The following is a 26,873-nucleotide window of genomic DNA, read 5'->3' as shown; positions in this document are numbered from 1 at the left end:
AACGTTGATCAACCGCGGCGGGCCGTGAGCCACTGCGCCGCCGGGATGGGGCGCGGCACGATGCGCAGCTCGCCGATCCAGCCATAGAAGCCGTCGTCCAGCACGCCGTCCCACCAGCCCGCGCCCAGGATCCAGGGCTGCGGCGGGTTCTGCGAGCGGGTGCCGGTGGCGGCATTGGCCACGTTGCGCAGCACGGGCGCGCCTTCGATGTACATGGTGGTGGTGGCGGTGGCCGGGTCGTTGACGATGGCCACGTGGTACCAGGTGTCGCGGATCAGCTCGCCCGACCAGTTGGTCTGCGCCTGCTGCGAATTGCTGGCCGGCACCACTTCCCACTGCACCTCGCGCAGGCTGGAGATGGCGAACAGCACGCTGGAGGCTTCGGGATCGCCGCCGCGGAAGCCGCCCGGCACGTTGCCCCGGTTGCCCTGTCGGCCCAGCAGGTTGCCCCAGCGGTGCTTGTTGGCATCCCAGTCGGCCGGGATCTTCACGAAGGCCTCGAAGGTGTAGCCGGTCCAGAAGCTGCGGCCATTGAGCGACGAGCCCGCCGCGGTGAGGAAGGCATTGAGCCGGCCCACCGTCTTGTCGGTGTTGAGGAAGCGCACGCTGCCCGGTGCGGACGACAGGTAGTGCCGGTCGGTGGACCAGACCACGTCGCCCAGGCTGGCCTGCGGCCGCAGCGCCACGCGGGTCATGTCGTGGCCACCGGCCACGTCGGGCAGCGCCTCGCCCACCTGCACCACCTTGCCTTCATGGATGCCGGCCGGCACGCGCCAGTGGGCATAGGCATCGGCCACCAGCGGGAAGTCGTTGGCATCGGCCGGCGGGCGCACGGCCGGCGGCACCGGCTCCACATAACCGGCCAGCAGCTCGCTGCGCACACGCGGCAGGATGGAGGCGCCGGTGGTCGACGGCACCGGCCGCCAGCGCAGGAAGCCGGCGAAGCGCTTCTTGAAGTTGACCGGGATGCTGAAGCGCTGGTTGGGCTGCGTGAGCTCGGCGAAGTCGAACTGGTTGAGCTTGTTCTTCGGCTTGGCCACCACCCAGGGCGAGAACGACATCACGTCGATGCGGTTGCCGGTGAAGTCCACCTCGTACAGCCGCATCATCGCGTTGCCGCCCTGGTAGTCCATCTGGTAGTCCACCACCATCTGGTGCACTTCGTTGCCGAAGTCATTGAACTTGCGCAGGTGGGCGGCCCCGTGGTGGTGGCCGTTGAGCGTCATGAAGATCTGGTCGTTGTCGCGGATCAGCTTGTCCCACAGCATGCGGCCGTACTCGGTCTCCTGCGGGCTGCTGCCGTCGGCGGCGATGTTCAGCAGCTGGTGGTTCGACACGATCACCGGCAGCGTGGGGTGGCGCGCGATGACGCTGCGCGCCCACGCGATGCCGGCATCCGAGATGCGCCAGGACAGCGACAGCACCATGAAGCTGATGCCATGGGCCTGGAACACGTGGCACTCGTGGAAGCCCGACGGATCACGCTCGCGGAAGGTGGCCTGCCGCGCCGCGCGCTGGCGAGGGAACCACTGCAGGTAGGGTTCGGACGACAGGTTGCGCTGGGCATCGGTGCCGAAGCCCTGGTCGGCCGGCACGCGGTAGTCGAAGTCGTTGATGACGTCGTGGTTGCCCGCGAGGATCGAGTACGGCACGCCGGCGTTCTCCAGCACCTGCATCGCCGCATCGGCCACGCGCCACTGGTTGGGCTTGTTCTGCTGGTCCACCACGTCGCCCAGGTGGATGACGAACGGAATGTTGTACGCCGCGGCATGGCGGGCAATCCATTCCGTCTGCGCGGCAAACGGCGTGGAGCCGTAGTAGGTCTGGAACTGCTGGCCTTCCTCGGGGGTGGCGTAGCGAGCGTAGAACTGGGTGTCGGGCAGCACCGCGATGGCAAAGCTGGTGACGGGTGCCGGTGTTGCCGCCTGCGCATTGCCCATCAGGCCGCTGCCAGCGGCCCATGCGGAAAGCCCGGCGGCCCCGCGCAGCATGGAGCGGCGGTCGGCCACCAGGCGCGATTCATCCTCGGCCAGGCCCTCGTCGGCCCAGCCTTCGTTCACTTCGGTCATGCGTGTCCTCACTGCAATAGGAGGCCGGCGGACCTGCATGCGGCGGGTCCGTCGGCATGGAGGACAGTCTCTATTGCAACCGAGTCGCGTTCATGACAGCGGACCACGTCTACAGCGTCCGCAAACCAGCGGATGCACGCGCTCGGGCTGCAAAGCAAAGTCGAGATGCCAAGCCCCTCCCGGTGCACATGCTTGGACTACCTCGAATGCGAGGAAGACGGAGCGGCCTACGTTGGCTGGTCGCAGGAGCAAGCGCAGAGCTGCGGGCCCGCCTGCCTATACATGCTGCAGTCCATCATCCGGAAATCCTGCCTTGTGGGCGGTGAAGCCCGTATGCGGCAGCTGCTGAGGCGGAAGGGATGCCGTGCAAGCAGGCACATCGACCTTCAGCGTTGCCGCCTGCCTGGACCCGTGGTACGGATTCCAGCAGCCGCTGATCGCAGCAGTACCAACGTACGTTGCGATCTGTGCTCCGACCGCCCGTTGCCAGGTGGGGTCGGGCGGCAGGTTCTCCGGCTGGACGATCACGCTGGATTGAAGCGTGACGCCCATCCCCCTCACCCCACCCGCCACACCACATCGCCCACGTCATCGGCCACCAGCAGCGAGTGGCCGTCGGGCCCGATGGCCACGCCCACCGGGCGGCCGTAGGACACCGATTCGTCGGGTGCCAGGAAGCCCCACAGGATGTCGCGCGGCGGGCCTGCGGGCCGGCCATTGGCGAAGGGCACGAACACCACCTTGTAGCCGCTCAGGATGCTGCGGTTCCAGGAACCGTGCTGGCCGATCACCATGCCGTCCACGTCGAAACCTGGCAGCGTGCCGGCCGGCATCCAGCACAGGCCGAGCGAGGCGGTGTGGCCGCCCAGCGCATAGTCGGGCTGCAGCGCGCTGGCCACCTTGGCGGCGTCCTGTGGCACGCGGTCGTCCACCGTCTTGCCCCAGTAGCAGTACGGCCAGCCGTAGAAGCCGCCGTCGCTCACTGACGTGAGGTAGTCCGGCGGCGTCTCGTCGCCCAGGCCGTCGCGCTCGTTCACCACCGTCCACAGCCGGCCGGTGACCGGCTCCCAGGCCAGGCCCACCGGGTTGCGCAGCCCGCCGGCGAAGATGCGGCTGCGGCCGGTCGCCAGGTCCAGCTCGTAGATGCAGGCGCGGCCTTCCTCGGCATCCATGCCGCGCTCGGCGATGTTGCTGAGCGAGCCCACGCCGATGAACAGGCGGCGGCCGTCTCGGCTGGGCAGCAGGCTGCGGGTCCAGTGGCCGCCCGGCTTGAAGGTGGTCAGCCGCCGGCCCGCGGCCGTGATCTGGGTGGCGCCGGGCGTGTAGGGGAAGGCCATCACGCCGTCGGTATTGCCGACATAGAAGGTGTCGCCCACCAGCGCCATGCCGAAGGGCTGGTTCAGGCCCTGCAGCAGCGTGTGGCGTTGCTCGGCCACGCCGTCGCCATCGGCATCGCGCAGCAGGGTGATGCGGTTGGGGCTGTCGCCGATGGCGGCGGCCCGCTTCATCGTGGCCACCATCGCATGGTCGAACAGCGTGCGCGGCTTGCCGGCCGACTGCAGCGCCTCGGCCACCGTCACGTCGCCATTGGGCAGCACCTGCAGCCAGCGCGGGTGCTTCAGGCCGGCCGCATAGGCATTGACCTTCAAGCCCGCCGCGGCCGAGGGCACCTGGCCCGCCGCCCAGCCACGGGCGGTGGGCATCTTCAGCGTCGGCACGCTGCCCTGCGGCTGCGCGGTGGGGATCTGCGGCGCAGGACCCACGGCGGCGGTGCCCACCGTGCCCTGCTGCCGCCGACGCCATTGGATGGCGCCGGCACCCACCAGGGCCACCACGCGCGCCAGCGCTTCATGTACTGCCATCGAAACATCCTCCCGTGTTGTTCTTCAATGCGCCGACAGCGCCTGCCGCAGCGCGTGCAGGCAGCCCGCATCCAGCGCGGCGCCGCGGTCGCCCACGCACACCGCCGACCGAAAGCCGGCGAAGTCCGGCGCCAGCGCGGCCAGCGCCGGCAGGTGCCGCAGCCGCAACGCACCGGCCAGGCCCACCGGCCGCCCTGCAGCGCGCAGCACGCCGACGAGTTGCCGCAGCGCATCATCGGTCATCACGTCGAACAGGCTGCCGGCGCGCTTGTCCTGGGTGTCCACCATCACGCCGGCCAGCGCCGGGCCCAGCGCCGCGGCATGGGCCAGCACCTGCGGCTCCACGCCCTGGTCGGCGATGAACACCGGCACGATGGCATGGCCGCTGGCGGCCAGCGCATCCAGCGCGCGGCAGGCGGTGGCCGGCTCGGCGGTGCGGGTGATGCCCACCTTGACGATGTCCACGCCGCAGGCGGCCACCGCATGCACCTGCGCCATCACGGCGGGCAGGTGCTCGATGGGCAGGTCGCCGATGGTCGCGCTGATGGGCAACGTGCTGCCCACCGCGCGCAGCGACTGCACGATGTCGCGCAGCAGCCCGGTCGGCAGGCCGCCGAGCGCGCCGGCGCGCGGCTCCTTCAGGTCGATGAAGTCGGCGCCGCCCTTGGCCGCAAGCAGCGCTTCCTCCACCGTGCGCACGCTGACCAGCATGCGCATCCGCCCTTGTCCAGACAGGTTCATGCGGCCGCCCTGCCTTCCCGTTGCTGCGCGATGGCCTCCACCAGCCAGCCCCAGGCCTCGTGCTCGGCCGGGCCGGCGGTCTTGTCGATGGCGATTTGCAGGTAGCGCATCTCGGCGTCCACCTTGTCGGCCGGCAGCATGTGCAGCCGGCTCACCAGCACCGCGGCTTCCAGCACCGCGGCCTGCGCGCGGTTGAAGCCGATGAAGGGTGCATGGGCGGCCTCATGCACCGGCCGCAGCCGCAGCACCGGGCGCTGCGCATCCTCGGCCTGCGCGACCAGCTGCAGCTCCACATGCCGCAGCGCGCATTGCAGCCGCACGCCCGGCACCTGCGCGGCCGGCAGCACCGGCCACGCCTTGCGCCCGGTGACGCAGCCGGCAAACACCCGCACGTCGGTGACGAGGTTGAGCACCGCATGGCCGGTGGCCAGGATGTTGTCCAGCGTGGTGGAGGGCCGGAAGGGCATCAGCACCACCTCGCCTTCGTGGTACCGCACGCCCATCGGCGCCACGTGCGGCACGCCGGCGGGGGAAGCGGTGGTCACCACGGTCTCGTAGATCAGGTCATTCATCTCGGGCCTTGTTCACATCGCCGCGGGCGCGGCCGGTGGGCGCGGGCTGCAGCGTGGTGCCGGGTGCGCACCAGGCGGCGTTGTCCACCGGCGCACGCTCCACCGCGCAGCCCCAGTCCAGCGGCTGGTCCTGCACGTAGCGCTTGCCCAGCCGCCAGGCGATCTCGGCATGGGCCAGCTCCACGCCCATGTAGAAGGCATGCGGCGCGTCATGCTGCAGGCCCAGCTGCGGCCACAGCTCGAAGGCACCGTGGCCCTGCCGCAGGCCGTCGCGGTTGTACACGTGCAGCCCCTGGGCCGACACCTGCACGCGGAAGTTGGGGTCGCGCACCTGGGCGGCGGTGGCGGCGATCTCCTGCGGCGTATCGGGAAACGGATGCTTGTCGTGCACCGTCATCAGCGCATCGTTCAAGCCCTTGGGCAGCATCTGCCGGCTGCGGGCCGCGTGCATGATGCGCCGTGCCCAGTCGGCCTCGCGCACCGCGCGGCGGGCATGGCGGCTCACCTGCGTGGTGAGCACCGCCGCCACGTCCAGCTCGGCGCACAGGCCGAACAGCACCGCATTGATGCCGCTGGTGTCGGCCTCGGTCAGCTCGGTCACGTTGCCCACGCCCATCATGATGGCGACGTCGGGAAAAGCCTCGCGCAGCCGGTGGTAGCGCACGATGGAGGCCGCCAGTCCGAAGGGGATGGGATCGAGGATGGCATCGGCGATGAAGGGCTTGCCGCGCTGCTGCATCCGCCGCACCGCCTCGTGCAGCGAGGCTTCGTCGGTGGGCGCGCGCGGGATCAGCACCGGCGTGGCGGCCACCTCGTCGGCCACCCACAGGGTGTCCAGCGACAGGCTCAGCAGGTAGTCCGCCCCTGCGCGGCCGCCGCGCAGCAGGTCCTGCGGATCGACCGCGTCCACGCTGACCTGGAAGCCCAGCGACTTCAGCGCCTGCACGCTGTCGGCCAGGTGCGGGAAGGGCGTGTCGGGCAGGCTGCCCAGGTCGATCACGTCAGCGCCATCCGCCTTGTAGGCCTGCGCGCGCTCCACGATCTGCTGCACCGTCAAGCGCGGCGCATCGACGATCTCCGCGAAGATCGCCACCTCGTATTCGCTCAGGTCCACCGCCTTGGCCGCGCGGTTGAAGAAGCGCGGCAGGTCCTTCAGCTCCTCGGGCCCGCGCTGCACCGGCAGGCCGTAGTGGGCGGCCAGCGCCTGCACGTCGCCGCGGCAGCGGCCGGGCACGATGATGCGGTCGGCCTGCACCGGCGCGGCCACGCGGCGGCGCACCATGTCGGCGGTCATCAGCCCGGCCACCTGCAGGCCGATGTCGCGCGTCTCCCAGGTGAAGGGGGCGTCGTCGATCGAGCTCAGCACACGTTCCAGGCTCGGCTGCGCCAGGCGGCCGGTCAGGAAGACGATGTGTTCCATGCGAGGTGCAGTTCCTTCAGGCGGGCATCGAGCACCGCCTCCAGCTCGGCCGGCGATGCCACCACGTGGCAGTAGTCGATCTGGCGCAGGCGCTCGACGTTGTCCAGCTCGATGCGCCGCGGCCGCAGCGTCACCCAGTCGTGCGGCGACTTGGTGACGACCACCGGCTCGGTGTCGCATGCAAACACGATGCCGGGGATGCCCAGCTTGCCCGCCTGGGCGAACATGTTGGTGGGCAGGCTGTCGCTGATGCCGAAGGCGCACTTGGCCACGGTGTTGCTGGTGGCCGGCGCCACCACCACGGTGTGATAGACGTCGTCGTACAGCATGCCCACCGGCACGCCGCTGCGGGTCTTGTCGCGCAGCACGCGGAAGTGCTGGCGCAGCTCGGCCAGCGGCAGCTTGTAGATCTCCAACACCTCCTCGCCCGCGGCGGAGAGGAACAGGTCGACCTGCGGCAGCCGGCGGGCCAGCGCCAGCGATTCGTCCAGGTAGTGGCCCGATCCGGTGATGCACCACGCGAAGCGCGAACGCGGCGTGGCCGGCACCGCCGGCAGCTCGTCGTCAGCGCTCGGGGTGGGATATCTCGATGTGGAGCTTGTGGAGCTTGCGGTAGAGGGTGTTGCGGCTGACATCGAGCGCCTTGGCGACATTGCTGACGTTCCAACGGTGCTGCTCGAGCATCTGCAGCAGCACCTGCCGCTCGTTGGCCTGGATCGGGTTGAGCTTGGGCAGCGCGGGCTCGGGCGCGGCTTCGGCCTCGTGGGTTTCGGCGGCCGGCCCGCCGCTGAAGGAGATGGCCGATGCCGCACCGGCGGCCGGCATCGGCGGCGCGACGACCGCCGGCTTGTGGGCCACCGTGGGCGCGCCTTCGACGAACAGCGAAGGCAGGTGCTCGCGCACGATGGGCTTGCCGTCGGCCAGCGCCGCGGCGCTGCGCAGCACATGGCGCAGCTGGCGGATGTTGCCGGGCCAGGCGTAGTCCAGCAGCAGGCGTTCGGCCTCGGTGCTCAGCACGCCGTCGCCGCCGCTTTCGGTGGCCAGCAGGCCGTGGATCAGCTCGCGCTTGTCTGCCCGGTCGCGCAGCGGCGGCAGCGTCAGCTCGATGCCGGCCAGGCGGTAGTACAGGTCCTCGCGAAAGCGGCCCTCGCGCACCAGGTCCGGCAGGTGGCCGTGGCTGGCGCTGATGAGCTGGAAGTCCACCGGATGCGTTTCCTCGGTGCCCAGCGGCGTGACCTGCCGCTCGTCCAGCACGCGCAGCAGCCGCGCCTGCAGCTCCAGCGGCATGTCGGCGATCTCGTCGAGGAACAGCGTGCCGCCATCGGCCTGGAGGATCTTGCCGCGGCGGCCGGTGCGCTGCGCGCCGGTGAAGGCGCCGGCGCGGTAGCCGAACAGCTCGCTCTCGATCAAGGTCTCGGGCAGGCTGGCGCAATTGACGGCCACGAAGTTGCCGTGTGCATGCGGGCTGCCTTCGTGCACGGCCTTGGCGAACACCTCCTTGCCCGCGCCGGTCTCGCCGCGCAGCAGGATGGGCGTCTGCCGGGCGATCACGCGGCGGGCCGTCTCCAGGTGGTTGGCCAGCCGGCTGTCCTTGAACGTGATGCCGCCCGGGCAGCTGCCGCCGCGGGGCGGGCGCGGCGCGGCCGGGCGCGTGGCCACCGTGCCGTTCGGCAGGCCGGCCGGCGGCGCCACCGTCATCGAGCTGCCGATGCTGCGCGCGCTGCGCGAAGGTGCCGGCGCGGCCTCGGAGGCCGGCTGCCGTGCCACCGCGAAGAAGCGCAGCGCCGCATTGGCGCGATACGTCACCACCGGATGAAAGGACGACGAGCTGCTCCGCTGCAGCATGTCTTCCAGCGAGGTCTGGAACAGGTCCTCGATGCGGCGCGAGCGCACCTCGTCCACCGACTGCAGGCCCAGCTGGAACAGCGCGCTGCGGTTGGCCGCCAGGATGCGGCCGTCGCCGTCCACCGCCAGCTTGCCTTCATGCAGCGTGTAGACGAACTCCGGCCGGCTGTGGAAGTGCAGCGGATGGGCGTTGCTGAAGCGGCGGTCGATCAGCCGGTTCTCGATCATGCGGGCCGTCATGCCCAGCAGCACCAGCAGGTGCTGCTGCATCAGGCTGCTGCGGCTGGTCACGTCCAGCACCGCGGCGATCTCGCCGGAGGGGTCGAACACCGGCACCGCCGAACAGGTGAGGCTGGTGAACTGGCTGAAGAAGTGGTCATCGCGGCGGATGGACACCGGCGCGCCGGAGGCCAGGCAGGTGCCCATGCCGTTGGTGCCGGCCTCGCGCTCGCTCCACACCGCGCCCACGCGCAGGCCCAGCGGCGCCGCCTCGGCGGCGAACTCCGGCGACGAGACCATGTGCACGATGGCGCCGTCGGTGTCGGTCAGCACCACGGCCGAATCCGCATCGCCCAGCTGCTGGTACAGCGTGGTCATCTCGTAGCGCGCGCATTCGATGACGTCGGCCTGCCGCTCGAAGCGGCTTTGCATCGCCGCATTGGAGATGATGGCCGGCTCGCGCGGGCGCTCGGGGTGGAGCTGGTATTCGTTCAGGCAACGGATCCATGATCGGGTGACCACTTCGTTGCCGGGGTCGGTCATGCCGTTGCGTACGACATCCAGGATGCGGTCGGCGTGGCGGTCATGGCCTTGCAGCACCAATGTCATCGGGACTTCCTCAACTGCTGCCCTGCGCCCGGGCTGGAGGGCCATTCTGTTCGCATCGCAACGGCGCGGCACCGGGCGAAACCCCGGGGTTTCCGCCACTGGCTCGCTATTTGCAGCCAGGGGTGTCTGCGCCACCGGGCGCGGATACGAACGGAGACAACCGCCTTGATCCCACAACCCAGCCCTGCAACGCCATCGGCCGCGCCGCTGCGCGCACCCGCCCGCATGGACATCATCTTCATCGAGGGCTTTACCGGCCACACCGTCATCGGCATCCACGAGACCGAGTTGCACCATGCGCAGCCGCTGGTGATCGACCTGCAGGCCGGCGTGCCGCGGGCCCGCGCCTGCGACACCGACCGCATCGGCGACACCATCGACTACAGCGTGGTGCGCGAGCGGCTGCAGCAGCTGATGGCCCACCACAAGCTGCAGCTGCTGGAGGCGTTCGCCGAGGCCATCGCCGACATGTTGCTGGTGGACTTCGGCGCGCGCTGGGTGCGGGTGAAGGTGGCCAAGCCGCGCAAGTTCGACGACGTGCAGGCCGTGGGCGTGCAGATCGAGCGCGATGCCACCGACGTGGCGCCGGCCACGCGGGAGGCCGGCCGCCAGGCGGCGGTGGTGCAGCTGCTGGGCAGCGGCCTGGTGCCCGGCCGCCGCGACTGACCCCCGGCGGCACCACCGGCCGCCCAAGAACGACGCCCTGCCTGTGGCCAGGCAGGGCGTTCGTCTTCGCGCCCGCAGGCGTTACTGCGCGGCGAAGGGATGCGAGGCGCTGCCCTTCTTGGAGACCACCTCGGCCGCCGTGGGCGTGCCGGCCACCGCACGCGCGATGGATTCCTTGGTGGCCTGGTAGTTGTAGTCCTGGATCTTCTTGTCGTCCTCGGCCAGCCAGTGGATGAAGACGCCCACGCAGATGAACAGGTTGTCGGCCTCGTCGGCCGGGATGGTGCCGTTCTCGACCGAATCGGCCACGGCCATCGCCACGCCGCGCTGCGCCGGGCCGAACATCTGCACGGCCTGCTTGGCGCCCTTGATGGTGACCTTGTTGAACATCACCGTCGCGGGCTTGGTCAGCAGGTTGGGCGCCACCACCGCCAGCAAGGAGGTGAAGCCGTCCTTGTTGTTGGTGAGCGCGTTGGCGAATGCGGCTTCGGCCGGAGAGCCACGCGGCCCGATCAGCAGGTCGATGTGGGCGACCTCATTGCCTTCACCGACGAGCGATTCGCCGACCATCATGCGATCAATCTTTGCCATGGCTTGGGTATCTCCAATGTAGGTATTGCGTGAACCACAACACCGGCCCGGGCGGCCGGCGTGATACCGGAGGTATCACGTTCCGTGCCATGCGGACAGCAGCAGCGTGGCCACCGTCAGGTCGGCCGTGGTGCCGGGGTTGATGCGCCGGGCCTTCAGGCTGTCGTCCCATGCGATGAAGGCCGGGTCCGCGTCCAGCGTGCCGCCATGGGTCGCCGCGCGGGCCTGCCAGCCCTGCGCCGCGCTCATGACACTGTGTGCCACGGCCTCGCCATGCTTGCGAACAATGTGTGAATCGGGATGCGCGGCCAGCCAGGCCAGGTACAGCGCCTGCACCGCCGCGGCCAGATCAGGTGCTTTGGCCACGGCCATGAGTGAAAACGCGGGTGGCAATGCACGCAGGCCGATGTCGAACAATTCGGCAAAGCCATCGCGGTATTGGCGCGCAATGCTGTCGCGGCCGGCGGCCAATGCCATGGCCTCCCGCAGGCCGATGGAAGGCGGTGCATGCACGTCCTGCTGCGGCGCATTGCCCAGGCCGCCCGGGTTGGCCTGCGTGATGGCGCGGAAGGCGGCGGCCGCATCGTCGATGTCCAGCGACTGCAGCACCTGCTCGATGGCCGCGCGCAGGCTGGCGGCCTGGCCGGCCTGCAGCAGTTCGGCGGCCGAGGCCAGCGGCGCGCACAGCAGCACGATGCCCAGGTTGGTGTTGCAGCCGGCCGCGGCCCAGCTCGCCTGCACCGCGCCTTCGATGCGCCGGCCCACCCGTGCGCCGGGCTCGAACAGCGGCCCGGCCGCGGCCTGCGCGCTGGCGATGAACTGCGCGGCCTGCATGCCATGGCCGGGCGAGGCCTCGCTGACGTTGCCGGGCTTGCGCACCGCCACGTCCAGCGCGCAGGCTCGCAGGAAGGCGCTGCGCCCGGTCATGCGCTGCGCTGCAGGCCTTGCGCCATCTTGCGGTCGAGCAGGTCGGCCACCAGCGCCTGCGCGATGTTGAAGCCGGTAACCCGCTGCAGCCCACGCCAGGCCGCCACGCCGTTGACCTCGAGCACCTGGATGCCGTCGGCCGACGGGATGAGGTCGACGCCGGCGTAGTCCATGTCCAGCGCGCGGGCCGCGGCCTCGGCGGCCTGCACCAGCGGCGCTTCCAGCGCGGCCGGCTCGCAGCGCGCGCCCTGGGCCACGTTGTGCACCCAGTGCGCGCTCACGCGGCGCATCGCGGTCACGGCGCGGCCGCCGACCACCAGCACCCGCCAGTCGAAGCCCGGCCGGGCCGCATCGGCCTGCGGCACGAAGCGCTGCAGGTAGGCCAGGCGGCCGGGCACCTGCTGCATCGGCGGCAACGGCACATGCACGCCATCCACCCGCCCGATGCGCAGCAGGCCCTTGCCCTGCGAACCGAACAGCGGCTTCAGCACCGCGGCATGGCCGGCCGCGCTCTCGCGCATGACGATGCGCTGCGCCTGCGCCGCCGATTCGGTGGCCCAGGTGGGCGGCGAGGCCACGCCCGCCGCATGCAGCAGCAGGCTGGTCATCGACTTGTCCACGCTGCGCTCGATGGCCCGCGCCTCGTTGTAGACCGGCACGCCCAGCGCCTGCAGCGCATGCAGCACGCCCAGCCGCTTGGTCACCGCCTCGAAGCTGCCGGCCGCGATGCCGCGCACCAGCGCCGCGTCGGGCAGCGCGCGGCCGAAGCCCGGGATCACCAGGCCATGCCAGGCCGCGGTGGTGTCCACGTGGCAATCGGCGAGGTCGATGCAGCGGCCTACCGCGCCCCGCAGGCGCAGCGCGGCCTGCAGCTGCCGGGTGTGCCAGCCCACCTCGTCGGTGAAGATCGCCACCCTCACTCGGCGGCCTCCTTCAGCCACAGGCCGCGCAGCAGCGGCAGGTGCGTGGCGCCGCCATGCCAGGTGTGGCCGCTGTCGATGTTGCTCACCCACACCTCGGCCGGCGCGAACAGCGCGGGGTCGATCTTGTAGAAGTCGAACTCCACCTCCTGGAAGATCTCGGCGAAGCTGCGGCCGTGGTCGCGCGAATTGCCCGAAGGCAGCTTGCGCGCCAGCGCGCAGGCGGCGGCATCGTCGCCCTTGACCGTGAGGTGCACCTGCCCGCCGTAGAGGATGGCATCGTTGGTACGGCCCATGGCCTGCACGCCGTCGGGGCTGGGCGCGGGCAGCGGCGCGGTGCCGCTGCCGTCCACGATGTCGCCCAGCGGGAAGCCCAGCTCATGCGCCTGGTGCAGCGCCACCTCCAGCACCCGCGCCACCACCTGCGTGGTGCCGGCCGGGCTGCGCGTGGGCGTGAGGATGAGGGTCAGCCCCTCGGGCTGCAGGCCGCAGTCGCGCAGCACCTTGTCGATGACCACCGCCGGCGGCGCGCGGTCCACCTCCAGCACCAGCACGCCTTGCTGGGCCGCGTCCTGGTAGGCCAGCTCGGCGAACAGCTTCTCCTTGGCCGCCAGCGCCCGCGCCGGGCCGGAGCCCAGCGCGAAGAACTTCTTGCCGCCGGTTTCCTCCTTGCTGGCCGCCAGGCTCCAGCCGGCGTACTGGCTGCCCAGGCAGGCCAGCACCGGCTGCGAGCTGCGCACGTCCAGCCAGGTGGGCCAGCCGCCGCCGCCGGACCGCAGGCCCACCCGGCCCAGGCCGCCCATGCAGATCTCGCCGACCAGCAGGCCGGCGGCCACGCTGCCCGGCGCCTCGATGCCGGCATCGACGATGCACACGCCGCGCTCGTCGCGCCTTGCGGCCACGCCCAGGCTGGGCGCTTCGCGCAGCAGTCGTTCCACCAGCGGCCTTGCGCCGGCATTCACGCTCACAGGCGTCATCAGGCTGTCTCCAACAGGTTGCTCACGTCGGCATGCGCGGCCTGCAGCAGCGCATGCACCTCGGCCGCGTCGGCCCCGGCAGCGCTCACGCTGCACACCGGGTCGCCGGCATGGAAACGCGCGCCCGCCGAAGGCAGGTCATGGGTGTCGGCCCGCGCCGCCAGTGCCGCGGCCGCGGCATCGGCCAGCCGCAGCGCCCGCATGGCGAAGACGATGCGATGGCCCTCGGCACGGCGCGGCGGCCCGGGCGGGCCATCGGGCGGCAACACGCCTTCCAGGCAGGCGCGCACATGGGCGGCCATGGGTGCCGCATCCAGGTAGCACGACAGGCTGGCCGGCGGCCGCGGATTGACCTCCAGTGCCTGCCAGCGGCCATCGGCCTGCAGCATGAAGTCCAGGCTGCCCAGCCCGCGCAGGCCGAAGGCGCCGGCCAGCACGCTGGCCGCGGCGCATACCTCGTGCACCACCTGCGCCGCCACTGCCACCGGCCCCACCAGGCCGGCGAACACCCACGGCCGGTCGCCCACCGGCTGCACGATCTGCTCGTTGAAGCCCAGCACCCGTGCGCGGTAGCCATCGGCCACGAAGGTGGCCGACATCGGCACGCCGGCCGCCTGCCGCTGGTACACATGGTGCGGCGGGGCGGGCGTGCCGGCGTCCACCGGCGGCGCCGGCGCCACCTGCCAGCCGCCGCAGCCACGCATGTCCTTCAGCAGCCAGCCATCCAGCTCGGCCGGCGCGGTGCGGGCCACCGGCGGATGCGGCACGCCCAGCGCGGCCAGCACGCGGAAGAAGGCCCGCGGGTCGCGCACGCGGCGCATGGTCTCGGGCCGGTTGCCGATCAGCGGCAGCCAGGCGCCACCCTCGGCGATGACCTCGTGCAGGCCCTCGAAGCCGCTGCCCGGCACCCAGCCGGCCACGTCGCCACGCTGGGCCAGCAGCCGCAGGGCCGACAGCGTGCAGTCGACGTCGATCTGCAGCGCACCGGGCTCGCCCAGCGGCAGCCAGCGCGAGGCGGTGCGGCAGGTGTCCACGTCGCCGAACAGGTCGAGCGCGATGGCCTCGAAGCCGTCGCGCACCGCGGCCTCGGCCATGGCGCGGGCCGACACGCCCGCGACCGCCAGGATGGTCATGGCCGGCGCTCAGCCACGTGTCTCGCCGACGATCTCGCGCGCCTTGGCGAAGGCCTCGGCAAAGCTGAGCACCGAGGCCTTCTCGCCCTGGCACATGTCCACCAGCAGCCGGTGCTGGGTCTGGTACTTCACGTTGCCGATGGCCAGCGCGCCGATGCCCACCGCACCCGCGGCCGCGCCGGCGATGGGCTGGCCGTCGTCCATCACGCCCACGCCGGCGATGCCTTCGGGCGGCACCGCATTCACGTCGGCGGCCACGCGCAGGGCCTTGGCGTGGCCCAGGTCCTCCTGCGACAGCACCTGCACGCCGGCGGCGGCGCAGGCCAGCACCACTTCGGCATCGGCCACCGAGGTGCGGATGGCCGCGCGGTCGCCGCCCGAGATGCCGTGCAGCGTGACGCCGAAGCGCTGGGCCGTCTCCTGCGCGGCCTCTTCCGCCACGTCGATGCCGTTGCGGCTGCTGAGCTGCACCTGCGCGCCCGCCTGCGCCGCCAGCACGCCGGCGATGCGGCCCACCGGCCCGGTGCCGCCCAGCACCACCACGCGCAGGCCGTCCAGCTTGCAGCCGTGCTGCCGCAGCAGCTGGCCTTCCACGCAGGCCACCATCGCCGCGGCGGTGGTGTAGGCGCCGCTGGGGTCGGCCATCAGCGAGACGATGAAGGGCTTGACCATGCTCTCCTTGGCGCGCTGCAGCATGTCGGCCGCCAGCAGCGCATCGCGCCCGCCGATGAAGATGCCGGTGCGCGCCACGCCCTTGGGGCCGCGGGAGAAGATGGTGTCCTGCGTCAGGTTGCGGATGGCGTCCAGGCCCACCTCGGCATACGGCACCACCAGCTGGTAGCCGGCGTCGGCGGCCATGTTGATGTCGAATGGGCTCATCTGCTTGCCCGGGGTGAACATGTGGAGGATGTAGGGGCGTTCCATCGCGGCTCTTCGGGTGTCGGGGTGGTGGGGTGGCGCGCTCAGCGGGCGCGGGTGTCGGCCAGCGTGGCGCCGTGGTCGCGCGCGGCCACGCTGCGCAGCCGCAGCCCGGCAGGCAGCAGGCCGGCCTGGCGGGCTGCGGCCATCAGCGCATCGGCCTGCGCGGCGCCGGGCACGATCGCAAAGCCGGTGGGGCCCCAGGAGCTCTGGCCGATGGCCGCGCCGGACGGCGCCTGCGCCGCCAGCCAGGCCATCAGGCGACCCACCGCGGCGCTGGTGTAGCAGCCGCCCTGCGCCGGCGCGAAATGCTCGCCCAGCACCTGCTGGATGCGGTTGATGCCGGCCGCGAAGCCGGCGAAGTCGTCGGCTGCGGCGCCGGGCAGCACCCGCATCAGCACCTGGTGGCAGATGTCGGCGGCCAGGGCCCGCGGCAGTGGCGGCAGCGTGGCGATGGCCTGCTTCTCCCGCTGGCCGGACAGGCCCGCCAGCGTGTCGTCCTGCGCCACCAGCACGCGCCAGGCAGCGGGCAGCGACAGGCGGGCCAGCAGCGGCGCCGGCCGGCCGTCGGCACCGGGGCCGCCATCCACCAGCAGGCCGCCCTGGTCGAAGCCGGCGATGCCCACGCCGGAGCGCAGGCCGCGGCCCAGCCAGCGCGCCAGCGTGGGCGTGTCCACCGCCAGGCCATGCCAGTGGGCGAAGGCGCGGCCGATGGCCAGCGCCAGCTGCGTGCCCGAGCCAAAGCCCGCGTGCGCCGGCAGCACCTCCAGCAGCTGCAGCCGCAGCGCACCGCTGCAGCCGCTGTGGCGGCGCAGCGCGGCCAGGTGTCGGGCCGCCCGCTCCACCTCCGCCTGCGCCCCCGGCGTGGCGGCCACGATCTCGTCGGCACGCGCGGCGGCGGTCACCGACACGGCCGTCTCGAAGCCGTCGATCACCAGGCCGATGCTGCCGAAGGCCCGGCCCAGCGTGGCCGCCGGATCGAGGAAGCCCAGGTGCAGCCGCCCGGGCGCCCGCAGCGTGACGGCAGGCGCGGGTGGCGCCGCCGCGGCGGGCGGCAGCCCGGCGCCGGTGAGGGCGTCGGCCTCGGCGGGGGCGTCGCCGCCCAGGGTGTTGGCACAGGTGTACATCTGCACCGCACCAAGCAAACCCCGTTCCCCTGCGGGCTAACCCGCGGTCGCCCCGCGCCCGGCCGGCCGCGCGTGGCGGCGGGTGTGCCGGGTCAAGGACAGACTGTCATCCCCGGGCGTGCGTCAGTCGTATTTCAGGTACCGGAACCGCGGATCGTCCGGCGTGCCTTCCAGCGCGGTGCCGGGCTCGGTGCCGGGTTGCCACATCAGCACTTCCTCGATCTTCCTGGCCAGCGCGAAGTCCTTGTCGGTGATGCCCTTGGCCGAGTGCGTCACCAGCTTCACGGTGACGAAGGCATAGCTCACGGTCAGGTCGGGGTGGTGCCACGCGGCCTCGGCCAGGTGGCCGATGGTGTTCACCGCCATCAGCGTGGCCTTCCAGCCGCCGGTCTTGTAGGTGCGGCGCATCCAGCCGCCCTCCAGCGTCCAGCGCGGCAGTTCGGACGCCAGCCGGCTGGTGACCTGGTCGTCGGTGTAGACGGTGTCCATCGCTTGCCCCTCGTGGTTGTAACCGGGGCCGATGGTGCACCGGAGTGCATCACCCCGCTGGCGCGGTGGCGGATTCCAGCACCTGCGGATGGGCCTGCAGCGCCTGCATCACGATGGGGTCCAGCGGATGCTCGGCCAGCGCCGCCGCATCCGCCAGGTGCGCGCGCAGCGCCCGGCGCATGCGCGGCTCCCAGTAGCGCTGGATGTGCAGCGCGATGCCTTCCAGTGCCTCGGCCCGGTCGGGCATGGCCTCGAAGAACTGGCCGATGCGGTTGGCCATGCGCACCAGGTTGTCTGCATGCATCGCCAGCCCCTACTTGCCCACCACCGCCGCATCGGCCGGCTGGCGCTGCTGCAGCAGGTCGTTCTGCACCTGGTTGAAGCGCGAATAGGACTGCTGCCATTCCGACGGTTGCGCCACCGGCATCACCTGCACCGCCGTCACCTTGTACTCGGGGCAGTTGGTGGCCCAGTCGGAGCTGTCGGTGGTGATGACGTTGGCACCCGACTCGGGGAAGTGGAAGGTCGTATAGACAACCCCCGGCTGCATGCGCTCGCTGATCACCGCGCGCAGCACCGTCTCGCCGGCGCGGCTCTGGATGCCCACCCAGTCGCCGTTGCGGATGCCGCGGTCTTCCGCGTCCACCGGATGGATCTCCAGCCGGTCTTCGCTATGCCAGCGGTTGTTGTCGGTGCGGCGCGTCTGCGCGCCCACGTTGTATTGGGAGAGGATGCGGCCGGTGGTCAGCAGCAGCGGGAAGCGGCGCGTCACCTTCTCGTCGGTGGCCACGTACTGCGTGATGATGAAGCGGCCCTTGCCCCGCACGAAGTGGTCGATGTGCATGATGGGCGTGCCCTCGGGCGCCTCTTCGTTGCACGGCCACTGCACGCTGCCCAGCTCGTCCAGCTTCCTGTAGCTCACGCCGCGGAAGGTGGGCGTCAGCGCCGCGATCTCGGCCATGATCTCCTCGGGGTGCTTGTAGTGCATCGGATACCCGAGGGCATTCGACAGCAGCATCGTCACTTCCCAGTCGGAATACACGGCCTTCGGCGGCATCACCTTGCGCACGCGGCTGATGCGGCGCTCGGCATTGGTGAAGGTGCCGTCCTTCTCCAGGAAGGAGGAGCCCGGCAGGAACACGTGTGCGTACTTGGCCGTCTCGTTGAGGAACAGGTCCTGCACGACGATGCATTCCATCGCCATCATCGCGGCCGCGACGTGCTGGGTGTTGGGGTCGGACTGCACGATGTCCTCGCCCTCGCAGTACAGGCCCTTGAAGCTGCCGCCCAGCGCGGCCTCGAACATGTTGGGGATGCGCAGGCCCGGCTCGGGCTGGATGGCCACGCCCCAGGCGGCTTCGAACTGCGCGCGGGTGGTGCTGTCGCTCACGTGGCGGTAGCCCGGCAGCTCATGCGGGAAGGAGCCCATGTCGCAGCTGCCCTGCACGTTGTTCTGGCCGCGCAGCGGGTTCACGCCCACGCCTTCCCGGCCCACGTTGCCGGTGGCCATTGCCAGGTTGGCGATCGCCATCACGGTGGTGGAGCCCTGGCTGTGCTCGGTGACGCCCAGGCCGTAGTAGATGGCGCCGTTGCGCGCGCCGGCATACAGCCGCGCCGCATCGCGCAGCTCGGCCGCCGGCACGCCGGTGACGGCCTCGGTGGCCTCGGGCGAATGCTCGGGCCGGGCCACGAAGGCCATCCATTCGCCGAACGACTTGGTGTCGCAGCGCTCGGCGATGTAGTCGTTGGCCAGCAGGCCCTCGGTGACGATCACATGCGCCAGCGCCGTCATCACCGCCACGTTGGTGCCGGGCCGCAGCGCCAGGTGGTGGGCCGCCTTCACATGCGGCGACTTCACCAGGTCGATGCGCCGCGGATCGACGACGATGAGCTGCGCGCCTTCGCGCAGCCGCTTCTTCAGCCGCGACGCAAACACCGGATGGCCGTCGGTGGGGTTGGCGCCGATGACCATGATGACGTCGGCCTGCTCCACCGACTTGAAGGTCTGCGTGCCGGCGGATTCGCCCAGCGTCTGCTTCAGGCCGTAGCCGGTGGGCGAGTGGCACACGCGGGCGCAGGTGTCGACGTTGTTGTTGCCGAAGGCGGCGCGCACCAGCTTCTGCACCAGGTAGGTTTCTTCGTTCGTGCAGCGGGAGGAGGTGATGCCGCCGATGGCGTCACGCCCATGCTCTTCCTGGATGCGCTTGAACTCGCTGGCCGCGTAGTTGATGGCTTCCTCCCAGCTCACCACCTGCCACGGATCCGTGATCTTCCTGCGGATCATCGGCGTGGTGATGCGGTCGGCATGCGTGGCATAGCCCCAGGCGAAGCGGCCCTTCACGCACGAATGGCCTTCGTTGGCCGCGCCGTCCTTCCACGGCACCATGCGCACCACCTCGTTGCCCTTCATCTCGGCCTTGAAGCCGCAGCCCACGCCGCAGTAGGCGCAGGTGGTGGTCACGCTGTGCTCGCCCTGGCCCATCCAGATGACCGACTTCTCCTGCAGCGTGGCGGTGGGGCAGGCTTCCACGCAGGCGCCGCAGCTCACGCATTCGCTCTCCATGAACGGCTCGTCCATGCCGGCCGACACCCGCGACTCGAAGCCGCGGCCGCTGATGGTGAGCGCGAAGGTGCCCTGCGTCTCCTCGCAGGCCCGCACGCAGCGGTTGCACACGATGCACTTGGCCGGGTCGTAGGTGAAGTACGGGTTCGACTCGTCCTTCTTCGCATTGAGGTGGTGCGCACCGCCGTACTGGTCGCCCACGCCATAGCGCACGTTGCGCAGGCCGGTCACGCCGGCCATGTCCTGCAGCTCGCAGTTGCCGTTGGCCGCGCAGGTCAGGCAGTCCAGCGGATGGTCGGAGATGTACAGCTCCATCACGCCCTTGCGCAGGTCCTGCAGCTTGGGGCTCTGCGTGCGCACCTTCATGCCGGCTTCGGCCGGCGTGGTGCAGCTGGCGGGGTAGCCCTTGCGGCCCTCGATCTCCACCAGGCACAGCCGGCAGCTGCCGAAGGGCTCCAGGCTGTCGGTGGCGCACAGCTTGGGCACCTGCACCCCGGCGTCCATCGCCGCACGCATCAGCGAGGTGCCCTTGGGCACGGTGACCTGCGCGCCGTCGATCTCCAGCGTCACCTCCTCGGTGGAGGTGCGCAGCGGCGTGCCGTAGTCGATGTCCTTGAATGCGTCGAGCATGGGTGTCTCCTGCCGGCCGGCGCTCAGGCCGCCTCGCGTTGCGGGGTGGTGAGGCCGAAGTCCTCGGGGAAATGGTTCAGCGCCGACATCACCGGGTACGGCGTCATGCCGCCCATCGCGCACAGCGAGCCATACAGCATGGTGTCGCACAGGTCCTTCAGCAGCGCCACCTGCTGCGCATGCGCGGCCGGCTGCTGGCGGTGCAGCGTGATGCGGTCGATCACCTCCACGCCGCGGGTGGAGCCGATGCGGCACGGCGTGCACTTGCCGCAACTCTCGATGGCGCAGAACTCCATCGCATAGCGCGCCAGCCGGGACATGTCGGCCGAGTCGTCGTGCGCCACGATGCCGCCATGGCCCACCACCGCGCCCACGGCGGCATAGGCCTCGTAGTCCAGCGGCAGGTCCCATTGCGATTCGGGCAGGTAGGCGCCCAGCGGCCCGCCCACCTGCACCGCCTTGATCGGCCGGCCGCTGGCGCTGCCGCCTCCAAAGCTGAACAGCAACTCGCGCAACGTCAGGCCGAAGGCCTTTTCCACCAGGCCGCCCTGCCTGATGTTGCCGGCCAGCTGGAATGGCAACGTGCCGCGCGAGCGGCCCATGCCGTAGTGCTTGTAGAAATCGGCTCCCCTCGCCAGGATGATGGGCACCGTGGCGAGCGTGATCACGTTGTTGATCACCGTGGGTTGGCCGAACAAACCTTCGATGGCGGGCAGCGGCGGCTTGGCGCGCACGATGCCGCGCTTGCCTTCCAGGCTTTCCAGCAGCGCCGTCTCCTCGCCGCACACGTAAGCCCCGGCGGCCTTGCGCACCACCAGGTCGAAGGCGCGGCCGGAGCCCATCACGTCGCGGCCCAGGTAGCCGGCATTGCGGGCGGTGGCGATGGCGGCTTCCAGCGTGGCGATGGCATGCGGGTACTCGGAGCGCACATAGATCCAGCCCTGCGTGGCGCCCACCGCCAGGCCGGCGATGGTCATGCCCTCGATCAGCACGAAGGGGTCGCCCTCCATCGTCATGCGGTCGGAGAAGGTGCCCGAGTCGCCCTCGTCGGCATTGCAGACGATGTGCTTCTGGAGCGCGGTGGTGCCCGCCACCGTCTTCCACTTGATGCCCGCCGGAAAGGCCGCACCGCCGCGGCCGCGCAGGCCCGAGTCCAGCACCTGCTGCACGACCTCGGCCGGCGGCAGCGCCAGCGCGCGGCGCAGGCCGGCATAGCCTTCATGCGCCTCGTAGTCGGCCAGCGACAGCGGATCGACGATGCCCATGCGGGCGAAGGTCAGGCGCTCCTGATTCTTCAGGAACGGGATCTCGTCGGTCAGGCCCAGGCCCAGCGCATGCGCGCCGCCCTGCAGGAAGCCGGCTTCGAACAGGCCCGGCACGTCGGCCGCATCCACCGGGCCGTAGGCGATGCGGCCCTGCGGCGTGGCCACCTCCACCAGCGGCTCCAGCCAGAACAGGCCCCGCGAGCCGTTGCGCACGATGTTCACCTCCAGGCCGCGCTCGGCCGCCTGTGCGGCGATGGTGCGGGCCACCCGCTCGGCGCCCACGGCCAGGGCCGCGGAATCGCGCGGCACGTAGACGGTGATGGCTTGGCCCGTGCTCATTGCTGCCCCACCTTCTCGGCGATCAACGCATCGAAGCGCGATGAGCTCAGGCGGGCATGCACCTCACCGTCGATGGTGAGTGCGGGCGACGAGGCGCACAGGCCCAGGCAGTACACCGGCTCCACCTGGAAGCGGCCGTCGGCCGAGCGGCTGGCATGCGCCTGGCCGTGGCCGCCGCAGCCCAGCGTGAGCTGCACATGCGCCATCAGCGCATCGGCACCCATGGCCTGGCAGGATTCGGCCCGGCACACCTGCACCACGCAGCCGGCCGGCGGCTCGGTACGGAAGTGGTGGTAGTAGGTGAGCACGCCATGCACTTCGGCGCGCGAGAGGTTGAACACCTCGGCGATCACCGGCACGCCGTCGCGCGGCACATGGCCCAGCGCATCCTGCACCGCATGCAGGGCCGGCAGCAGGCCGCCAGGCAGGTGTTCGAAATCGAGCGCGATGCGCCGCACGGCCGCCGCGTCCACCGAGGGCGCCGGAATCGGCTGGGGCACGGCATCGTTGGCCGGGATCACTGGGGCACCGGGGGCATAAACAGGGCTGGGCATCGTCACCTCGCAACGCGGCCACTCTAGGAGCCGCCGCCCTGCGGGGCAATAGGGCCATGCCGGCCCGTGCCTTAGGCTCTGGATGCCCTACGTGACAACCCGAGCCCGCGCCCGGCGCCCCAGCGCCGGGCGGTGCCTTCAGTCAGTCCGCGTTGAGGATCGCGACCGACTTGGTCACCAGGTAGGGCTCCAGTGCCTCCGGGCCGCCTTCGCTGCCGTAGCCCGAGTCCTTCACGCCGCCGAACGGCATCTCGGGCCAAGGGGCGGCGGGTTGGTTGACCCACAGCATGCCCACTTCCAGGTCTTGCGACAGCTTGTGCGCATTGCTCAGCGAGCGGGTGAAGGCGTAGCTCGCCAGGCCGAAGGGCAGGCGGTTGGCTTCGGCGATGGCTTCGTCCAGCGTGTCGAAACCGCGCACCGCGGCCACCGGGCCGAACGGCTCGTTGTTGAACACGTCGGCGTCCAGCGGCACGTCGGCCAGCACGGTGGGGGCGAAGAAGTTGCCTTCGCTGCCCACGCGCTCACCGCCGGTGACGATGCGCGCGCCCTTCTGGCGGGCATCGTCCATCACCTTGTTCATCGCGCTGATGCGGCGGGCATTGGCCAGCGGGCCCAGCGTGGTGCCATCGGCCAGGCCGTCACCCACCTTCAGGCCCTGCACCCGCGAGGCAAAGCCGTCGACGAAACGCTCCTTGATGCGGTTGTGCACCAGGAAGCGGGTGGGCGAGATGCACACCTGGCCCGCATTGCGGAACTTGGCGCCGGCCAGGGCCTTGATGGCCAGTTCCACGTCGGCATCCTCGGCCACGATCACCGGGGCATGGCCGCCCAGCTCCATCGTCACCCGCTTCATGTGCTGGCCCGCCAGCGCCGCCAGCTGCTTGCCCACCGGCGTGCTGCCGGTGAAGGTGACCTTGCGGATGGTGGGATGCGCGATCAGGTAGCTGGAGATCTCGGCCGGGTCGCCGAACACCAGGCCCACCACGCCGGCAGGCAGGCCGGCATCGACGAAGGCCTGCAGCAGCGCGGCCGGCGAGGCCGGGGTTTCCTCCGGTGCCTTGACGAGGAAAGAGCAGCCGGTGGCCAGCGCGGCCGACAGCTTGCGCACCACCTGGTTGATCGGGAAGTTCCAGGGCGTGAAGGCGGCCACCGGGCCCACGGCTTCCTTCAGCACCATCTGGCGCACGGCCAGGTTGCGGGCCGGCACGATGCGGCCGTAGGTGCGGCGGCCTTCGTCGGCGAACCACTCGATGATGTCGGCGGCCGACATCACTTCCACCTTGGCTTCGGCCAGCGGCTTGCCCTGCTCCAGCGTCATCAGCGGGGCGATGGCATCGGCGCGCTCGCGCACCAGCGCAGCGGCCTTGCGCATGATGTTGGCGCGCTCATGCGCCGGCGTGTTGCGCCAGGCCTGGAAACCGCGCTGGGTGGCGGCCAGCGCGCGGTCGAGGTCGGCGCGGCTGGCATGGGCCACGCGGCCGATGGACTGGCCGGTGGCGGGGTTCAGCACGTCCTGCGTGCGTCCGTCGGCGGCATCCACCCATTCGTTGTCGATCAGCAGCCGGGTGTCACGGTAAGCGTTGCTCATGCACGGTCCTCAAGGAAGGTAGGTCGGTCGAGACGCCGAGTCTCGCACCGTGGGAACAACGCTTGCCGCCATACGGTTTCAAACTGCCTTCAGGAGACGGTCATGACCCAACGCAACCAACCCGTGGCCCCGCCCACCGACGAGACCACGGCCAACGACTGGATGGCCGAGCGCATCAACAACACCGGCACCGGCAACGACCCCGCGCCCACGGGCACACCGCTGCCGACCCATCAGAAGGGCTCGGCGCAGAAGGGGCAGGCGGAGGAATCGAAGCGAGGCTCGCACAACTGAGGCCGCTCACGCCGCGCCGCCGGGGCCGGTGGACGTGCGCGTGATCACCAGTTCCTTGAAGCCGGTGGTCGGGTCCGGTTGGCGGCCGAGCCGCCAGTCGGCGAGCTGCACGACCAGCAGCTCCACCGTCGTGCGGACGAGGTTGCCGTAGCCGACGTGTCCACCCAGCACGCGGCCGGCGGCATCGGCGATGGCCATGTGCAGGTGGGCGCCATCGGGCGACAGCGTGCCGGCCAGGGACAGGATCTCGACGTCGCCGGCGACCTCGGTCTCGACCTGCGCACCGGCCAGCCGGAGGCGGGCGCCGGCCAGGCTGCCGATGCCGCTGACCACGAAGGCGGACAGCCCCGCAGGCGCGGCGGAGAGCGCCTCCAGCGCGGCGCGGAGATCCGCGCCGGGGCCGAGGCGCAGTGGCAGGAACTCAGGCGCCAGGGCCACCGGCCACTCACCCCTTGGTCACGTCCCCACCCTGCCCCGGCGTCAGCGCGCCGCCGCAGCCCATGGCCCATTCGCGCAGCTCCTCGGCCAGCACGGTGTGCTTGTCGCGTTCGGCCAGCTCGATGAGCTGGGCGGCATTGGCCTCGGTCACCTTCTCGCGGCCCACGCCCTTGACCAGTTCACGGTAGACGGACTCCACCTCGGTGGCTTGTGCTTCGCTCATGGCGTCGTTCCTTGTCGTGTTGAGATGCCTGCCAGGCGGCAACCGCCGTGCCTTCAGCCGCGGTCGCCGTCTTCCGCCGCATCGGCCGGTCCGTCGCCCTTGTGGCCCGGCGCCACGCCGGCCCACCACTGGCGGAAGGTGGCCACCATCACCTGGCGGGCATTGCTGTCGCCGTGCAGCAGCGCGCTCATGTACGAGGCCACCTGCTTCACCGGCACATGCGGCGGCAGCGGCGGCACGTTGGGGTCGACCACCATCTGCAGCACGGTGGGGCGGTCGGCGGCCAGCGCTTCCTCCCAGGCGAAGCCGATGTCCTCCGGGTTGGTCACGCGCAGGCCGTTCAGACCCAGCAGCTTGGCGTACTCGGCATAGGCGAAGCCGGGCAGCGTCTGCGACGGGTCGAACTTGGGATCGCCCGCAGTGGCGCGCTGCTCCCAGGTCACCATGTTCAGGTCCTGGTTGTCCAGCACCATCACCAGCACCCGTGGGTCGGCCCAGCGGCGCCAGTGGTGGGCCAGCGTGATGAGCGCGTTCAGGCCGATCATCTGCATCGCGCCATCGCCCAGCAGCGCCACCACCGGGCGCGACGGATGCGCGAACTTGGCGGCGATGGCATAGGGCAGCGCCGCGCCCATGCTGGCCAGCCCGCCCGAGAGCGAGCCCATCATGCCGTGGCGCACCTTGATGTCGCGTGCATACCAGGCCGCGCTGGTGCCGGAATCGCAGGTGAGGATCACGTCCGAAGGCAGCCGGGGCGACAGCTCCCAGAACACCCGCTGCGGATTCATCGGCTTGGCCGGCGCCATCGCACGCGCGCGCATCACGTCCCACCACTTGAGCACGCTCTTGTTGACCTGCTCGCGCCACTGGTGGTCGGCGCGCGGCTTGAGCAGCGGCAGCAGCGCCCGCAGCGTGAGCGCGCTGTCGCCGGCCAGGTTGACCTCCATCGGGTAGCGCAGGCCCAGCTTGCGTGGGTCGACGTCGATCTGCACGCCGCGGGCCTGGCCTTCCTTGGGCAGGTATTCGCTGTACGGGAAGCTGGACCCGATCATCAGCAGCGTGTCGCAACCCTCCATCAGCTCCCAGCTGGGCCCGGTGCCCAGCAGGCCGATGGCGCCGGTGACGTAGGGCAGGTCGTCCGGCAGGGCGCACTTGCCCAGCAGCGCCTTGGCCACGCCGGCGCCCAGCCGGTCGGCCACCATCTGCAGCTCGTCGGCTGCATGCAGCGCGCCGGCGCCCACCAGGATGGCCACCTTGCGCCCGGCGTTCAGCACCGCGGCCGCCCGCGCCAGCTCGCCGGCCGGCGGCACCGCCGCCACGCCGGTGTGGCCGATGCCGCTGTGCACCGTGCCGTGCTCGCGCGGCGGCTCCTGCACCTGCGGCAGTTCCTGCACGTCGTTGGGCACGATGACGCAGGTGACGGTGCGCTGGTCGCGGGCGATGCGGATGGCACGGTCGATCACGTGGCGCACCTGCTCCGGCACCATCACCGTGTGCACGTACGCGCCGGCCACGTCCTTGAACAGCGCCGGCAGGTCCACCTCCTGCTGGTAGTCGCCGCCGATGGCGCTGCGGGCCTGCTGGCCGACGATGGCCACCACGGGCTGGTGGTCGGCCTTGGCGTCGTACAGGCCGTTGAGCAGGTGGATGGCGCCGGGGCCGGAGGTGGCCATGCACACGCCCACCTCGCCGGTGAACTTGGCGTGCGCGGTGGCCATGAAGGCGGCCAGCTCCTCATGCCGCGCCTGCACGAACTCGATGTCGCCGTCGCGCCGGCCGAAGGCGCCCATCAGGCCGTTGATGCCGTCGCCGGGATAGCCGAAGACACGGCGCACGCCCCAGGCATGCAGGCGCTGCAGAAGGTGGTCGCTGACGGTGGGTTTCATCGGTGGGT

At 71.0% G+C, this 26,873-nt stretch carries 25 protein-coding genes; 2 read left to right on the top strand and 23 right to left on the bottom strand.

Annotation, left to right across the window (positions count from 1 at the left end):
• Window positions 1-8: 8 nt before the first annotated feature.
• From VO99_RS28385 to VO99_RS28355, 7 genes are all read right to left on the bottom strand, one after another.
• Window positions 9-2,069 carry a LamG-like jellyroll fold domain-containing protein gene (locus VO99_RS28385; protein WP_046116304.1) on the bottom strand — a complete coding sequence of 687 codons (2,061 nt, stop codon included), beginning with the start codon at window positions 2,067-2,069 and terminating at the stop codon, window positions 9-11.
• 557 nt (window positions 2,070-2,626) lie between these two features.
• On the bottom strand, window positions 2,627-3,931 hold the full coding sequence (locus tag VO99_RS28380) for a PQQ-dependent sugar dehydrogenase (protein ID WP_046116303.1): 1,305 nt from the start codon (window positions 3,929-3,931) through the stop codon (window positions 2,627-2,629).
• Between the two features lie 24 nt (window positions 3,932-3,955).
• A complete protein-coding gene (locus tag VO99_RS28375; RefSeq protein ID WP_232315630.1) occupies window positions 3,956-4,672 on the bottom strand; it encodes a (5-formylfuran-3-yl)methyl phosphate synthase in 717 nt (238 codons plus the stop codon).
• Window positions 4,669-5,244 (bottom strand): DUF447 domain-containing protein, encoded by a 576-nt coding sequence (locus VO99_RS28370; RefSeq protein ID WP_046116301.1) that lies wholly within the window; start codon window positions 5,242-5,244, stop codon window positions 4,669-4,671. The genes VO99_RS28375 and VO99_RS28370 overlap by 4 nt, the downstream gene beginning before the upstream one ends.
• Entirely contained in the window at window positions 5,237-6,664 is a 1,428-nt protein-coding gene (locus tag VO99_RS28365) for a DUF6513 domain-containing protein (RefSeq protein WP_046116300.1), read from the bottom strand. The genes VO99_RS28370 and VO99_RS28365 overlap by 8 nt, the downstream gene beginning before the upstream one ends.
• Window positions 6,643-7,299 (bottom strand): flavoprotein, encoded by a 657-nt coding sequence (locus VO99_RS28360; RefSeq protein ID WP_083441027.1) that lies wholly within the window; start codon window positions 7,297-7,299, stop codon window positions 6,643-6,645. The genes VO99_RS28365 and VO99_RS28360 overlap by 22 nt, the downstream gene beginning before the upstream one ends.
• Window positions 7,229-9,337, bottom strand: a complete 2,109-nt coding sequence (locus tag VO99_RS28355; protein WP_046116299.1) for a sigma-54-dependent Fis family transcriptional regulator — start codon at window positions 9,335-9,337, stop codon at window positions 7,229-7,231. Before VO99_RS28355 ends, VO99_RS28360 begins: the two co-directional genes overlap by 71 nt.
• Before the next feature lie 225 nt (window positions 9,338-9,562).
• On the opposite strand from VO99_RS28355, the gene VO99_RS28350 reads away from it, so the two are divergent.
• On the top strand, window positions 9,563-10,003 hold the full coding sequence (locus tag VO99_RS28350; RefSeq protein ID WP_046116298.1) for a dihydroneopterin aldolase: 441 nt from the start codon (window positions 9,563-9,565) through the stop codon (window positions 10,001-10,003).
• 81 nt (window positions 10,004-10,084) lie between these two features.
• Here VO99_RS28350 and fae read toward each other — a convergent pair whose 3' ends face one another.
• From fae to VO99_RS28285, 13 genes are all read right to left on the bottom strand, one after another.
• Window positions 10,085-10,594, bottom strand: coding sequence for a formaldehyde-activating enzyme (fae, locus tag VO99_RS28345; RefSeq protein ID WP_046116297.1), 510 nt, complete (start codon window positions 10,592-10,594; stop codon window positions 10,085-10,087).
• A 75-nt stretch (window positions 10,595-10,669) separates the two neighbouring features.
• Entirely contained in the window at window positions 10,670-11,521 is an 852-nt protein-coding gene (locus VO99_RS28340) for a triphosphoribosyl-dephospho-CoA synthase (protein WP_046116296.1), read from the bottom strand.
• Entirely contained in the window at window positions 11,518-12,441 is a 924-nt protein-coding gene (locus VO99_RS28335; protein ID WP_046116295.1) for an ATP-grasp domain-containing protein, read from the bottom strand. The genes VO99_RS28340 and VO99_RS28335 overlap by 4 nt, the downstream gene beginning before the upstream one ends.
• Window positions 12,438-13,418, bottom strand: a complete 981-nt coding sequence (gene mch, locus VO99_RS28330; RefSeq protein ID WP_046116294.1) for a methenyltetrahydromethanopterin cyclohydrolase — start codon at window positions 13,416-13,418, stop codon at window positions 12,438-12,440. The genes VO99_RS28335 and mch overlap by 4 nt, the downstream gene beginning before the upstream one ends.
• On the bottom strand, window positions 13,418-14,551 hold the full coding sequence (locus VO99_RS28325; protein ID WP_046116293.1) for an ATP-grasp domain-containing protein: 1,134 nt from the start codon (window positions 14,549-14,551) through the stop codon (window positions 13,418-13,420). The genes mch and VO99_RS28325 overlap by 1 nt, the downstream gene beginning before the upstream one ends.
• A 9-nt stretch (window positions 14,552-14,560) precedes the next feature.
• Window positions 14,561-15,475, bottom strand: a complete 915-nt coding sequence (locus VO99_RS28320; RefSeq protein ID WP_046116292.1) for an NAD(P)-dependent methylenetetrahydromethanopterin dehydrogenase — start codon at window positions 15,473-15,475, stop codon at window positions 14,561-14,563.
• Window positions 15,476-15,513: 38 nt separating this feature from the next.
• Window positions 15,514-16,596, bottom strand: a complete 1,083-nt coding sequence (locus VO99_RS28315; RefSeq protein ID WP_083441036.1) for a beta-ribofuranosylaminobenzene 5'-phosphate synthase family protein — start codon at window positions 16,594-16,596, stop codon at window positions 15,514-15,516.
• Between the two features lie 123 nt (window positions 16,597-16,719).
• Entirely contained in the window at window positions 16,720-17,085 is a 366-nt protein-coding gene (locus VO99_RS28310; RefSeq protein WP_046116291.1) for a 4a-hydroxytetrahydrobiopterin dehydratase, read from the bottom strand.
• 49 nt (window positions 17,086-17,134) lie between these two features.
• Complete coding sequence (locus VO99_RS28305) at window positions 17,135-17,389, bottom strand: formate dehydrogenase subunit delta (RefSeq protein ID WP_046116290.1); 255 nt, start codon at window positions 17,387-17,389, stop codon at window positions 17,135-17,137.
• Window positions 17,390-17,398: 9 nt separating this feature from the next.
• On the bottom strand, window positions 17,399-20,278 hold the full coding sequence (gene fdhF / locus VO99_RS28300) for a formate dehydrogenase subunit alpha (RefSeq protein ID WP_046116289.1): 2,880 nt from the start codon (window positions 20,276-20,278) through the stop codon (window positions 17,399-17,401).
• 23 nt (window positions 20,279-20,301) lie between these two features.
• Window positions 20,302-21,882 carry a formate dehydrogenase beta subunit gene (locus tag VO99_RS28295; protein ID WP_046116288.1) on the bottom strand — a complete coding sequence of 527 codons (1,581 nt, stop codon included), beginning with the start codon at window positions 21,880-21,882 and terminating at the stop codon, window positions 20,302-20,304.
• Entirely contained in the window at window positions 21,879-22,436 is a 558-nt protein-coding gene (locus tag VO99_RS28290; protein ID WP_083441026.1) for a formate dehydrogenase subunit gamma, read from the bottom strand. Before VO99_RS28290 ends, VO99_RS28295 begins: the two co-directional genes overlap by 4 nt.
• A gap of 142 nt (window positions 22,437-22,578) precedes the next feature.
• Window positions 22,579-24,024 (bottom strand): NAD-dependent succinate-semialdehyde dehydrogenase, encoded by a 1,446-nt coding sequence (locus VO99_RS28285; RefSeq protein WP_046116287.1) that lies wholly within the window; start codon window positions 24,022-24,024, stop codon window positions 22,579-22,581.
• Between the two features lie 102 nt (window positions 24,025-24,126).
• Here VO99_RS28285 and VO99_RS28280 point away from each other — a divergent pair, with 102 nt between their 5' ends.
• Window positions 24,127-24,318: a hypothetical protein gene (locus tag VO99_RS28280; RefSeq protein ID WP_046116286.1), complete on the top strand. Its 192-nt coding sequence runs from the start codon at window positions 24,127-24,129 to the stop codon at window positions 24,316-24,318.
• A 6-nt stretch (window positions 24,319-24,324) separates the two neighbouring features.
• Here VO99_RS28280 and VO99_RS28275 read toward each other — a convergent pair whose 3' ends face one another.
• Genes VO99_RS28275 through VO99_RS28265 form a run of 3 tightly spaced genes read right to left on the bottom strand, consistent with a single transcriptional unit; the run spans window position 24,325 to window position 26,865 of the window.
• Entirely contained in the window at window positions 24,325-24,756 is a 432-nt protein-coding gene (locus VO99_RS28275) for a PPC domain-containing DNA-binding protein (protein ID WP_232315626.1), read from the bottom strand.
• 7 nt (window positions 24,757-24,763) lie between these two features.
• Window positions 24,764-24,979 carry a hypothetical protein gene (locus VO99_RS28270; RefSeq protein WP_046116285.1) on the bottom strand — a complete coding sequence of 72 codons (216 nt, stop codon included), beginning with the start codon at window positions 24,977-24,979 and terminating at the stop codon, window positions 24,764-24,766.
• Window positions 24,980-25,032: 53 nt separating this feature from the next.
• Window positions 25,033-26,865 (bottom strand): thiamine pyrophosphate-requiring protein, encoded by a 1,833-nt coding sequence (locus VO99_RS28265; RefSeq protein WP_046116284.1) that lies wholly within the window; start codon window positions 26,863-26,865, stop codon window positions 25,033-25,035.
• Window positions 26,866-26,873: the final 8 nt, after the last annotated feature.

Source organism: Aquincola tertiaricarbonis (assembly GCF_000969605.1).
Classification (GTDB): Bacteria; Pseudomonadota; Gammaproteobacteria; order Burkholderiales; family Burkholderiaceae_C; genus Aquincola; species Aquincola tertiaricarbonis.
Note: the sequence above shows the minus strand (reverse complement) of the source record. Positions and strands in the feature narration are given on the sequence as shown.